Origin of the sequence: Pseudomonas sp. HMSC066A08, assembly GCF_001813025.1 — a bacterium.
Lineage (GTDB): Bacteria > Pseudomonadota > Gammaproteobacteria > Pseudomonadales > Pseudomonadaceae > Pseudomonas > Pseudomonas aeruginosa.
Map to the genome: position 1 here is coordinate 1 of NZ_KV811225.1, position 213 is coordinate 213.

General features: G+C 43.2%; 1 protein-coding gene. It reads left to right on the top strand.

Annotated elements, in window-relative coordinates; translation table 11 throughout:
• Nucleotides 1–213, top strand: a 213-nt coding sequence (locus HMPREF2886_RS34815) for a hypothetical protein (protein WP_139148376.1), incomplete at both ends; no start/stop codon positions are given.

The window sequence follows — 213 nt, forward strand, 5'->3', positions numbered from 1 at the left end:
AGCTGCCATTTATACTATTCATGGTTTTTGTCAGCGCATGTTAGCCACTAACGCCTTTGAATCTGGTGTATTGTTTGAACAGGTGTTGATCCAAGATGAATATGAGTTAAAAAAACGTGTCTGCGCTGATTTTTGGCGCAGGCACTGTTATCCCCTTTCTTATGATGTTGCCTATGCGGTAAGCGAAATTTGGTCTGGCCCTGAGCAACTGCT